Genomic DNA, 12,493 nt, shown 5'->3' with positions numbered 1-12,493 from the left:
TAGAAGAGGATGACTTATCATGAGACGTAAAATCGTACTTGCCACATTAGTCTGCAATCTTGGTTGTTCCTTGGCACTACTCGGTCCGGCCTATGCGGAGGACGCTTCCCAATTCGTTATGAAGACCTCGGATGCCGAATCTACAGGTGAATTCACCGTTACGCTGCAGGGGGAAAATCTGCAGGATTTATATGCGTATGAAGCCAAATTCTCCTTTGATGCCAATAAGCTCGAAGTGGTCAAAGCGGACACCAAGATAGAAGGGTTCTCGGTGTCGCCCATTGTGAAAAATAACGAAGTGACATTTGCGCACACCAAAGTGGGGAAAGTGGATGGCGAGAAGGGGAATATAGACATCGGTACCATCACCTTCAAAGCCAAGAAGGTAGGAACCTCTCAAGTGACATGGACCTCCATGAAAATTGTGGATCACAATTTGAAAAATCAATCAATTGCACTTACGAAATCCGCCGATTTTACTAAAATCTTCAGCGATCTTAACGGTCACTGGGCCAAGTCTGATATTATGTTGATGGTTGATAAACAGATTGTGGAAGGCATGGATGACGATCATTTCGCGCCGGATACGAATGTCACACGAGCACAGTTTGCAACCCTGCTTGCCAAAGCATTGAACCTGAAGGAAGGCGCTGGGCTCAATCCTTTTGCTGATGTCGCTGCAGGCTCCTGGTATGAGGACACCGTCAAGAAAGCTTATGCAGCAGGACTGATCAACGGCGTTGCTGACGATACATTTGCCCCGGAGAAAAACATTACGCGCGAAGAAATGACAGCCATGCTCATGAGAGCCAAGGCTCAGGTAACGGGGACGAAAGTCGAAGATATGACGGCAAGCACGTCGATCCAATTCCAGGACGAAAGCTCAGTCAGTGATTGGGCCAAACACGTTGTCGAACTTGCTGTGGACGCTGGCTTAATGAATGGCCGAACCGAGCAAGAATTTGCCCCGCAGGAACATGCCACAAGGGCTGAATCCGTGGTTGTGCTGAAAAGGCTGCTAGCTGGAATTAACGCCAAATAGTCTGTTATTTCGAAGAGATTGCTATCTACCCGACCGTTCAGGTCAGGTGGTTGGCAATCTTTTTCATTTTTCGGAGCATAAAGTAAAAATAATACACAAATCAGTAAAATATCAGATTCATATGTGAAATTGAAATGGCCTTATAGTAGATCTATACAATGATACCTATTTAGAGAGGTGAACCGTGTTTTGATCAATCATTCAGAAAGGGTTGCTTTAACTTCGTCTGCGTCAAGGCCCAAAAGATCTTTCTGGAACCAGCCAAGAAAAGAGTCGCTTGCGGGATGGTTATTTCTTTCGCCTGTGTATGTATGCATACTGATTCTTGGCGTGTTTCCGGTCTTGTTTTCCCTATTTTTAAGCTTTTGCCAGTGGAACTTGGTTGGCGGACTTTCAAGTATTAAGGTCATTGGACTGGATAATTTTAAACTGCTATTCGAGGACGATAAGTTCTATATGGCTTTAAAAAACAATTTAACGTATACGGTAATTACAGTGCCTATCGGACTTGTTCTAGCATTAATTCTATCGGTCCTTATACATGCCAGAGTGTTTGGACAAAGCTACTTTAAAATTGCTTTTTTTATCCCCTACATTTCATCGATAACAGCTCTTGGTGCGATATGGAGCGCTTTGTATCATCCCTCCTTGGGTCCGATCAATCAGTTCTTGCTCCGCCTGGGGGTCAGCAACCCGCCGAAATGGTTAGCGGATACCCATTACTCGTTAACTTCGATTATGATTATTGCAATTTGGGCAGCGTTAGGCTATCAAATTATTATTTTTATAGCCGGTTTGACGAATATCCCGGATGAGCTTTATGAAGCAGCTAATATGGATGGCGCTTCCTCTTTCCAACAATTTTTCCGGATTACACTTCCCTTGCTTGCTCCGACAACTTCGTTCTTAACGATAACGACGCTGATGTCATCCTTTAAGGTGTTTGATTTAATTGCTTTTCTAACGGGAGGGGGTCCGAACGATTCATCCACCGTGCTTGTGTATCGCATTTATGAGGAAGGCTTCCAGAACTTCAGGATGGGGTACGCTTCAGCGATTTCATGGGTGTTATTCCTTATTATTGGCTTCGTGACTTTGCTTACTTATCGACTGCAGAAGCAATCCGCTTACGAATAGCAGAAAGGAGAGAGCTAGCTTGTTATTAAAAAAGATAGATATACCCAAATGGATCACTACGCTCTTGATGGGAGTATTTTCATTCCTGTTCCTTCTGCCTTTGCTTTGGATGCTCTCGGCGGCTGCAAAGTATGAGAAGGATGTGATGGTATTTCCCATTCAGTGGATTCCAACCCAATGGAACTTTATCAGCAACTTCCATGAAGTTTGGCTAAGCAGCGTCCCGTTCACATTGTTTTACTATAATTCACTGAAGCTGGCGCTTACGATCACCTTTGCAACGCTGCTTTTCTCTTCCATGGCAGCATTTGCTTTCACCAAGCTGCAATTTCGTGGACGTAACACGGCATTTGGGGTTTTACTCTCTTTGATGATCATCCCTTCCGAGTCTACGCTCGTGCCTCGCTATCTGCTGCTCAAGTGGCTACACTTGTACAACACGCATGCGGGATTAATGCTGATGGGGATGTTCTCGACGATCTATTTTACCTTCCTGCTGCGGCAGTTCATGGTTTCCATCCATAGTGAATATCTGGAAGCAGCGAAAATAGATGGAGCGGGATATGTTAGAATGTATGTGCAAATCATCCTGCCGTTGTCGAAACCGATTCTGGCAACGGTAGCCATCATTAAATTTATTTGGGTTTGGAACGATTATCAGAATCCGCTGATTTTCCTTATCTCGAAGCAATTGTATCCGATTCCGCTTGGTTTGCAGCTGTTTAAAAATGAATTTGCCGACAATTACGCGGTCCTGATGATGGCTTCTGTCGCTGCTATTTTACCTCTATTAATCATCTTTATCATCCTGCAAAAGCAAGTGATTAAAGGCATCGCGCTTGGTGGTGTAAAAGGTTAATTGTTCCTTATAGGAAAGTAAAGATATGACACAAAGAGCGCAAAATATTATACCGTCTTAGGGGAATTATCCGTGTAAGATTCTGGATATCAACAAAAACTTCGACCAATTGGGGGACGTTATATGAAAAAAAAGCAGGCCATATTGCTAAGCAGCGCCTTATTGACGATGTCAATTATGAGTGCGTGCAGCTCGGGTTCAAATCAAGGAAACGCAGGATCAACAGCAGTCACAACTAGCGCAGCACCTGCTGCAACACAAGCGGATGCGAAGCCGGTGAATCTTAAATTTTACACATGGGACAATGAAACGAATCAAGTGGCACGCCAAAAGATGATTGATGCTTTTCAAGTCAAATATCCGAACATTAAGGTTCAGAATATTTCTTTAGTTCCCGGGAATTCCGTAGAAAGTATGAAGAAAATGGATGTATTGATGTCTTCCGGTGAAGAAGTGGACGTTCTTGAGTATGGGAACATTGATGAAACGTTGGCAAGAGCCGCTGCGGGCGTCCTTGCTCCCCTGGATGAATTTTATGCCAAAGGGAATGTAAAACCGGAAGAAGACTACTACATTAACCCGAAAGTAAATGGGAAATATTACGCAACGATGCTGACATCAAGTCCTTATTTTGTGCTGATGAATGAGGATGCCTTGAAGGAAGCCAATTTATCGCTGCCATCTTTCGATTGGACCTGGGATGACTTCCGGGAGTATGCCAAAAAACTTTCAAAAGGCGAAGGCAATGATAAAAGGTACGGCGCTTATTTCCACACGTGGGGTGAGTATACGAATCTAATTGCGTATTCCGATCTCAAGAGCCCTTATCTGACAAGCGACCTTAAACCTGGTTTCAATGACCCGTCGTTTGCTTATTTCTTCAATCTGCGTCGTGCCATGGAGAAAGATGATAAATCCGTCAAACCGTTAGCTGATGTTGTTGGAGCAAAGTTAAGTTATATTACGGAGTATTTGAACGGCAAGGCGGCTATGCTGGCAACGGCGCCATTCATGCTAGACAATGTCATGAACAAAGAGAAGTATCCGCACACGTTCAAATCGGTCATTGCCCCGCTGCCTCGAGCATCCAAAAACGGCGAACAAGGCATTACCAACATCGGAGGATCTTACGTCTCGGTTGCCTCCAACTCTAAGCACAAGCAAGAAGCTTACGATTTCATTCGCTATATGACGACGGAGCAAGAGGCAAGACTCGAATTATCCGGGTACAAAAAGGCTGATCCCAAAGCGATCGTAGACCGGCTGTATGGCAAAGCGGCGGATATTATCGACGTAACGTCTCTGCAAACAACCATTTTTGATAAGCGCATAAAAACGAATTTCGATCCTGCTATTTCCGTTTCATACGGCAACCAATTGAAGGGTGTATTGGAAAAAGGCTTTAGCAAATTTATGCTGGACAATACGACAGCCGAGGAAGCGCAGAAGTGGATGATGGACGAATCGGATAAAATCGCCAAACAAAATACGAAATAGGAAACAGGGTCCTCATGGACACATCGGTAGAGGGCGTAATAACGTCCTCTATGTTCTCGTTCATAGGGTAACAGTCGTTATGCTATGATAGGTGTAGTTGAATGTTAGTTAAATGCTAAGCATCCAGAAGGCAGAAGGAGTTCCTATGAGAATAAACTCACTATTTCGATTTTCCTTTTATCGACGCATTCAAATCTCATTTCTCTGTTTTATTTTGCTGCCGACTGTCGTTGCCTCGTTTCTCAATTATTCGATTACGCATAACAATGTGAAGGAGAAAATCTTTCTCAGCAATCAAACGGTGCTTACCGTCATTGCCAAGGATATATCCAAAACAATTGATGATATGACCTATGCATCGAACTTTTTTGTTCAGGATGAAAATGTAAAAAACCAGCTGCGCAATTTCATGGCTATGAAGCGCATTGAGAGTTTCCATGATTTTGAAACTTATTTGCAAATCAAAGATTTTTTCAGCTTGGTTGATGTCAAAACGATGAATCCGGATATTCTGATGTACGTGTCCAATCAAGCTGGATTTATCGTCCAATCCAGTGAGATCCAAGGAGCAGACCCGGAAATGACGAGGCAGCAGTATGAAATCGTCAAGTCGCGTGTGGATCTGTCAAAGCCGAATATTTTGCAATGGCTCGGAACTGTGCCAACACAGGGGGCAAACGCATTAACCAACAAGGCTTATTTACTTGCAAGGGTCATCAAATCTCCAAGCGATACGCAGCAGTTAGGTACATTGTTTATTTCCATACCGGAGCGCTATTTTATGAAAGCGTTCGCTCAACTAAGCACTTCGAAACTGGCCTTGTTTGATGCCGAAGGCAAATTGATTGCGGGTGATCCGATTGTCTCTTATGGCATGGACGCTACCGCGAAAAATAACATTAGAAATGAAAGTCTGATTCAATACTCAGGCTGGAAGCTCATCAGTGAGACGCCGGACGCACAAGTGACCGGTCAAATTACGAAGACATTTTTCATTACTTTGCTGCTGATCATCCCTTTTTTTCTAATCTTCTTTGTCGTCTCGATGTATGTAGCGAAGCGGCTTCATCGGCCCATCCGGCAGCTTCAAGCGGGGGTTAAGCAATTCGGCAATGGCAATCGCCGGATTCGATTTGAAGAAGACGGCAAAGATGAAATTTCGGACTTGGGCCGAACCTTGAATATTATGCTGGAACAAATCAACCAGCTGATTGTGGAAAACGAACAGGAGCAGGAGCAGAAACGTGAATTAGAGCTTCAAGCGCTTTATTCACAGATCCGCCCTCATTTCCTGATGAATACGCTCAATTCCATCAAGTGCAATTTGGCTCTGGATAACGAGATGGTCCATAGTCAAAAGATTAATTCATTGATGAGCTTATTAAGGGCTTATATGAAGTTCAATGAACCTTCTAGTCTAGGTAATGAATGTAAGTTGCTATTTCATTATGTGGATATCATGCAAATGCGCAGTGATCTGGTGGTTCAGTTGGATATAGAGCTTCCTCCGCTGCTTGCAAATTTGGGATTCCCGAAGCTTCTGCTTCAACCCATCGTGGAAAATGCCTTTGTACATGGCTTTAAGAGAGCTGTGGATCAACCCCAAATCGTCATACATGCTAAGCAAAACGGACATAACGTGGAGATTTCTATCTCCGACAACGGATTAGGACTGAGTGCGGAGGAAATAGATCTGCTCAACGCCGAGCTGCAAAGCTCGCAGGATACAGAAGCCTGGCAAGCGGATAAGCGAGTAGGGCTGTGGAATGTTTTTCAACGGCTGAAGATGACTTTTGGCAGCGGCTCATCCATGGTATGCTCACAGAGCGAACTCGGCGGCTTGACCGTTACACTCGGATTTAAAGAGAAATTACCTACAGGGGGATCTGCATGTTGAATGTCATGTTGGTAGATGATGATGTACCGATGATCAAATATTTAACGAAGCTGATTTCTTGGGAATCGTTGGGGTTGCGGCTTGCTGCGACTGCAAACTCGGGAGAAAGCGCCATGCAGATTTTCCATGAAACGCAGCTCGATTTGGTGATTACGGATATTGGGATGCCGCAAATGGATGGCTTGGAGCTGGTCGCTCAGCTGAAAGCGCTGAAGCCTGAGCTTCAGGTGGTGTTTTTGACCTGTCATGAAGAATTTCATTATGCTAGAAAAGCGGTACAATTAGATGCTGTCGATTATTTAATTAAAGATGAATTAACCTCTGAGCAGCTCGATGAAAGCTTGCGCAAAGCGATTCAGCTGCTGACGGAGGCCAAGAATCAAATAGAGGACATCGTATATAAGCAAGATTTGATCAAAAATAAAGATTTGCTCAAGCAGACGTACTTTCAGCAGCTTCTTACAACGTCCTCTGCCACGGAGATGCTCAGCTACGGGAAACGGTTAGGCATTAACTGGGGGCATTCGCACTTTCTTATGGCGATTGGTTCCTTTCATAGAGCATCGGTGTATAAGCAGTATAGATTTGAAGACATGAATTTGCTGCTGTATGCAGCCGGGAACATAGCCAATGAATTGTCGCTGCAATCGCAGCAGCAGGTTACTTTATTTTCCGATGCGGACGGTCAATTGATTTGCATTTATAATTATCACCCGAACTTGAGCTTGAATACGACAACGCTTTTTAAGGATTATTTATTGTCTTTACGTGAATTGATTAAACAGTATTTGAAGATGGATGTGTTCCTTCATTACGGAACTCCTTTTAAAGGCGTAGAAGGGATTAGAGCGAATTACAAGACGATGAAAATGTGGCAGAAGTCCTCGTTTTATGAGGATAATACGTTTGGAGCGATCAAGTTGCTGGAAATCCCCTTGTGGAATGTCAATCATTCGCTGGAAGAACAATGGGATCGGATTACGGAGGCTGTCAAAGACGCCACTACGAATGGGATTACCCAATCCCTGTGCGATTTAGAAACTTTCGTTCGTGAAGAGCGAATGGAGTCGGGGATGTTCCTTGCGGCGTGCTCGCATCGAATTCGGCTGATTGAATTGGAAGCTAAGCATAAAAGCGAAGAAACATTTCATAGCTGCTTATTGAGGTGCAAGCGGTTAAAAGAGAGTCTTGAATTAATCAGCTGCAAATTGGAAGAGCTGCATGCGGCTTCGATGCATATGGCGATAGATAAAAAGCCGAAGCTTCAGCAAATCGACCGGTATATAACGGATCATTTGGCTGAAAATATTTCGATGGTGGATATCGCCGATTATTTGTTTCTGAATCCAAGCTATTTTTCGCGGTATTTCAAGCAGGAAACCGGCGTGAATTTCGTTGACTATTACCATCAATTCAAAATGAAAATTGCTTGCGGTTTGTTAAAAGAAAAACAATACAATATTGAAATGATCGCGCTAAAGTTAGGTTATATGGAACGGACGTATTTTTCAAGAATATTTAAAAAGTATGTAGGGGTCAGCCCTAAGCATTATAAATAATGCTGACAGGCGTAACTCGGCACTTAGTGAGATTTTAAGAAATGATAAGGGAACTCTAGGGCGTAGGGCCCTCTTGTTCTCTTAAAGTAGAAAATAGTTTGACCACAGTGGACGATTCCAGATGTAAGCGTGTACACTGGTAGATAGACGCAAAAAAGGCAGAGGCATCCAAACGAACTCCGCTTTGCTCACCGTCGACATTCCGTTTGAACAATGGAGGCTGAACATGAGGAAAACGCTATTTAATCGGCTGCTGTTATCCTATATGCCGATTTTTATTATCGTGGTCACGTTTACGTTTTTCGTGTTTTTTCAGGTGCTGAGTGAACAAAGCCGCAAAGAGGCACTGAATGCCAACAAAATGTTGTCCTTGCAGGCGATGCGCTTGATCGATACATCGCTCAAGGCAATTGACAACATGGTGATGATGGAAACAATTAATAATAAAGAATTGAGCGATTTTTTCAATAATGAGTCCAAAAGTAATGTTTTCACCAATATTAGCGCGGTAAAAAAAATGCGAGAGATGATCGCCTCGTACCCCATGATTGATTCGATCTATTTGGTGCGCTTTGAAGACAATTTTGTGCTCAGTAATGCGACAAGCGATCAGCTAAGCAATTACAAGGATGAGCCGTTTATTCAGAGAGCCAAGGACCCTCTAGGAAGCAAAAAATGGTCAGGCGTAAGAGACTTTGAGCAGTTTTCTGTAAAAGGCAGCAAGCCTGTGGTCAGTTTGGTGCGGGGAGCGCCATTCATCACAGGCGAGAAAGGAATAATCGTCGTCAACGTGGCGACGGATTCGTTGCGGACCAGCATCGCCGACCTGTATGATCCCAAAACAAGTTATATTGGCCTTCGCGACGCCGTTGGCAACGATTTGTTTCGAGATTTCCGTTCAAACGAACAAACAAGGATTTTCTCAAATTATGTTTCCAGTTATACCGGATGGTCCTATCAAAGCGGCCTTGTGAACGGCAAGGTGTTTCATGTGATTTCCTCCCTCTACAACGTTTGGTTTATTATCGGAATTGCGATGATTGTGGTTGGATTTGTATGGCTTCTTTATGTGACCAGGCGCAATTCGAGGCCGCTGGAGCAAATCGTGGCGCGTATTCGCGGTTACCGTCTGCCATCCTTCAAAGAAGGGGGAGATGAATTCTCGTTCATCGAATCCGCTTTGTCCAATATCATTGAACAGTCCAATCAGTATCAACAAAAGCATGAAGAAGACAGGCATCTCCGTGCGAGATATTTGTTCCATCAGCTCATTGAAGGCGACACGGGGTTAACGCATGAGGAATGGGTGGAAGAAATAAGCAGCCTGCAGCTTCCCTACGTTTCCAATCGCCAAGTGGTGTTGGTAATTGAAATGGATAAGTACAGTGATTTCTGCTATCAATACTCACGCAAAGATCAGAATCTTCTCAAATTTGCGCTGCGCAGCGTCATTCAGGAGCTTGCTCCGAAATATGAGCTCGTGCTTTGGGCCGAGTGGACGTCCGCTTTTCAGCTCAGTGTTATGGTGTTCATGGGAAGCGAGGAGGAAGCCGGCGTTTCCTCCATCCTTCAGCTTTTTGATCATGTGCGTGAGTGGGCTCAGGAGAACTTGAAGTTTACGGTAACCGTTGGTATTGGCGAGGAAGTTGTACAGCTTGCGAGTGTTGCAAATTCGTATAAAGAAGCGCTAAGGGCGCTTAAATATAAAATTGCGCTGGGCGAAAACAGGCTGATCACAAGCGAGCACATTGCCAATCACGGACAGGCTGAAGTATTTTCACATCTAAATGCGATTCGCTCCATGATTCAGTCGTTCAGACTCCTTGAAGATGAATGGAAGACGAAATATGACGAGCTTTTTGGCGAAATGAAGCTTGGGCTATTAACCAAAGATGAAATTACGAATCTGATGAACTATTTAATTTATTATTTGGGCCGGGAAATGGCGGGGATGACCAAGGAGTCTCAAGATATGTGGATGGGGGAAGGTCTTCCGAAGCTTAGTAAAGTTATGGATGACTGCCATTCCCTTGAACAAATGCGGGAAGAATCCTTGAACGTATTGGACAGCTTATATGCCGGTCTGCTGGAAGCGCAGGACAGGCGCCAGCATGCAGCTACGATTCGTGACATGCGGAAGTTCATCGAAGAAGAGTACGCCAATCCGAATATGTCACTGGATTACCTCAGTGCAACCTTCAACATTAACAGCAAATATGTGAGCAAGTTGTTTAAAGAAGAAACGGGACAGAAGTTCGTCGACTTCCTGATCGATATCCGTATCCAGGCAGCGCAGCGACTGCTTAAGGAATCGCAAGCCCCGATGCAGGAGGTGGCGGAGCAGATCGGTTATACAAGTGCAATCTCTTTCAGCCGTGTGTTTAAGAAAGTGATGGGCTGCTCTCCTAGCGAATACCGCGAGGATGCGGTGCGCAAACAGATTGGGTGAATTTTGTTAAACCGTAGAAAATAGTTTGCCTAGCTGCAGCAGCTCCGGAGAACCTCCGGGGCTGCGCGCTTTTTCAGGCGATGCGAAAACGGTTAAGGGCACGATTCTTGTTTCTTGCAGATGGCGGCAATCGCCTTTACGATGAGGGTGTGAAAGCGCATTCCATCCAGACGAAAGGAGAAGGAGCCTATGTTAAGCATGCAGAAGGAATTAGGAATGTCCATGAAAAAGATGAAGCGTCACTGGCAGTTATATGTGGTTGTAGCTTTACCGCTGCTGTATTTGCTCATTTTCAAGTACATTCCTATGGCTGGCGTCGTCATTGCTTTCAAAGACTACAACGTCATCAAAGGTATTTGGGGCAGCCCGTGGGTGGGCCTGAAATACTTCGAACAGTTTTTTGAATCACCGAATTTCTGGCTATATTTGAAAAACACGCTGGGCATCAGTATGTACGGTTTGCTTGTGGGCTTTCCAGCTCCGATCCTATTAGCGCTCGCTTTGAATGAGATTCGTAACGGTTTCTTCAAAAGCAGCGTGCAAATGATTACCTACGCGCCTTACTTTATTTCGACGGTTATCATGGTGTCTATCCTCATTGTCACCTTGTCGCCAAATGTTGGTATTATCAGCAAGTTCCTGCATGCGCTCGGTGTGGACAATACGAATTTCATGGGAATTCCGAGTTTTTTCAAATCGATCTACGTTTGGTCGGATGTTTGGCAGCATACGGGTTATGGCGCCATCATTTACATTGCAGCTTTGTCAGGTGTTAATCCTGAGCTTTATGAATCGGCCAAGGTAGATGGCGCATCCCGGGTACAGAAAATCATAAATATCGATATTCCGAGTTTGATTCCGGTTTCCGTCATCCTGCTTATACTCAATTTAGGCAACATCATGAAGCTTGGCTTCGAAAAAATATATTTGATGCAAAATCCGCTCAATGTGAGCACATCGGAAGTCATTTCAACCTATGTGTACAAAGTAGGGCTGCTCAGTTCCAGCTTCAGCTTCTCGGCGGCCATTGGTTTCTTCAACTCAGTTGTCAATTTGATTCTTCTTGTAGGGGTCAATTACATCGCCAAAAAGTTGTCCAGTTCAAGTTTGTGGTAACCGCCGGCCCCTTAGTCCGTAGTAAGGAGGATCTTCTATGATCAAAACGTCAAGCATTCGCGAATCGCAAGGCGACCGATTGTTTCTGCTCTGCATTTATATCTTTCTGATCGCGGTGTTAATTGTCGTCTTGTTTCCGCTCATTTTTATCGTCAGTTCATCGTTTAGCTCACCGCAGGCCGTTGTCTCCGGCAAAGTGTGGCTGCTTCCTGTGGATGTTACGCTGGAGGGCTATAAAGCGGTGTTCCGCAATCCGCAAATCGTAACCGGTTACATGAATTCGTTTTTTTATGCCGTGGTTGGTACTAGCGTCAACGTCGCATTAACCGTCATGCTGGCTTATCCCATTGCCAAAAAAACGTTCTACGGCCGCAATGTCATCATGGTGCTTCTCGTGATTACGATGATGTTCGAGGGAGGACTAATCCCGTTCTATCTCGTAGTCAAAAATCTGCATCTGCTGGATACCCGGTGGGCGATGATTTTGCCCGGCGCCATGGTGGTGTTTCAAGTCATTATCGCCCGCACCTTTTTTCAAACATCGATTCCAGATGAAATTGCAGAAGCTGCGGAACTCGACGGATGCAGCGATATCCGATTCATAACGAGTATCGTACTGCCGCTTTCCAAGCCGATTCTGGCTGTGCTGACATTGATGTATGCGGTTGGCCATTGGAACGCCTACTTCGATGCTTTGATTTTCCTGAAATCACCGAATTTATTCCCGCTGCAGATCGTTCTGCGCAACATCCTTATTCTCAATACGATAGATCCGACTATGGTGTCCAAGGTTGATCAGATGCTAGCCCAGCAAGGGCTGAAGGATCTGCTTAAGTACTCGCTTATCGTTGTGGCAAGCGCGCCGGTTCTCATTATTTATCCGTTTGTGCAGAAGCATTTTGTTAAAGGCGTCATGATTGGTTCATTAAAAGGTTGA

The 12,493-nt window shown here is 44.5% G+C and carries 9 protein-coding genes; all 9 read left to right on the top strand.

The window, feature by feature from the left end:
• The first annotated feature begins 19 nt into the window (after positions 1-19).
• The 9 genes from ACUN27_RS24500 (at position 20) to ACUN27_RS24460 (ending at position 12,493) form a co-directional block, all read left to right on the top strand.
• Complete coding sequence (locus ACUN27_RS24500) at positions 20-1,042, top strand: S-layer homology domain-containing protein (protein ID WP_315948886.1); 1,023 nt, start codon at positions 20-22, stop codon at positions 1,040-1,042.
• Positions 1,043-1,231: 189 nt separating this feature from the next.
• Positions 1,232-2,179 (top strand): carbohydrate ABC transporter permease, encoded by a 948-nt coding sequence (locus ACUN27_RS24495; protein ID WP_418936897.1) that lies wholly within the window; start codon positions 1,232-1,234, stop codon positions 2,177-2,179.
• 19 nt (positions 2,180-2,198) lie between these two features.
• Positions 2,199-3,038, top strand: coding sequence for a carbohydrate ABC transporter permease (locus tag ACUN27_RS24490; RefSeq protein ID WP_326060806.1), 840 nt, complete (start codon positions 2,199-2,201; stop codon positions 3,036-3,038).
• A 123-nt stretch (positions 3,039-3,161) separates the two neighbouring features.
• On the top strand, positions 3,162-4,535 hold the full coding sequence (locus ACUN27_RS24485; protein ID WP_326060805.1) for an ABC transporter substrate-binding protein: 1,374 nt from the start codon (positions 3,162-3,164) through the stop codon (positions 4,533-4,535).
• A 145-nt stretch (positions 4,536-4,680) separates the two neighbouring features.
• Positions 4,681-6,432 carry a sensor histidine kinase gene (locus ACUN27_RS24480; RefSeq protein ID WP_326060804.1) on the top strand — a complete coding sequence of 584 codons (1,752 nt, stop codon included), beginning with the start codon at positions 4,681-4,683 and terminating at the stop codon, positions 6,430-6,432.
• Positions 6,426-7,991, top strand: a complete 1,566-nt coding sequence (locus ACUN27_RS24475; protein ID WP_326060803.1) for a response regulator transcription factor — start codon at positions 6,426-6,428, stop codon at positions 7,989-7,991. The genes ACUN27_RS24480 and ACUN27_RS24475 overlap by 7 nt, the downstream gene beginning before the upstream one ends.
• A 226-nt stretch (positions 7,992-8,217) precedes the next feature.
• Positions 8,218-10,440: a helix-turn-helix domain-containing protein gene (locus tag ACUN27_RS24470; protein WP_326060802.1), complete on the top strand. Its 2,223-nt coding sequence runs from the start codon at positions 8,218-8,220 to the stop codon at positions 10,438-10,440.
• Between the two features lie 189 nt (positions 10,441-10,629).
• Entirely contained in the window at positions 10,630-11,556 is a 927-nt protein-coding gene (locus ACUN27_RS24465) for an ABC transporter permease (RefSeq protein ID WP_326060801.1), read from the top strand.
• A 37-nt stretch (positions 11,557-11,593) separates the two neighbouring features.
• Positions 11,594-12,493, top strand: coding sequence for a carbohydrate ABC transporter permease (locus tag ACUN27_RS24460; protein ID WP_326060800.1), 900 nt, complete (start codon positions 11,594-11,596; stop codon positions 12,491-12,493).

Source organism: Paenibacillus sp. WC2504 (assembly GCF_052682475.1).
The sequence above is the reverse complement of the archived record's forward strand: the minus strand, read 5'-3'. Positions and strand labels throughout refer to the sequence as shown.

Bases quoted from the DNA above. Each gene is read 5' to 3' on its own strand.
- ACUN27_RS24470 (WP_326060802.1), top strand. From the start codon at position 8,218: ATGAGGAAAACGCTATTTAATCGGCTGCTGTTATCCTATATGCCGATT.
- ACUN27_RS24480 (WP_326060804.1), top strand. From the start codon at position 4,681: ATGAGAATAAACTCACTATTTCGATTTTCCTTTTATCGACGCATTCAA.
- ACUN27_RS24460 (WP_326060800.1), top strand. From the start codon at position 11,594: ATGATCAAAACGTCAAGCATTCGCGAATCGCAAGGCGACCGATTGTTT.
- ACUN27_RS24475 (WP_326060803.1), top strand. From the start codon at position 6,426: ATGTTGAATGTCATGTTGGTAGATGATGATGTACCGATGATCAAATAT.
- ACUN27_RS24500 (WP_315948886.1), top strand. From the start codon at position 20: ATGAGACGTAAAATCGTACTTGCCACATTAGTCTGCAATCTTGGTTGT.
- ACUN27_RS24485 (WP_326060805.1), top strand. From the start codon at position 3,162: ATGAAAAAAAAGCAGGCCATATTGCTAAGCAGCGCCTTATTGACGATG.
- ACUN27_RS24465 (WP_326060801.1), top strand. From the start codon at position 10,630: ATGTTAAGCATGCAGAAGGAATTAGGAATGTCCATGAAAAAGATGAAG.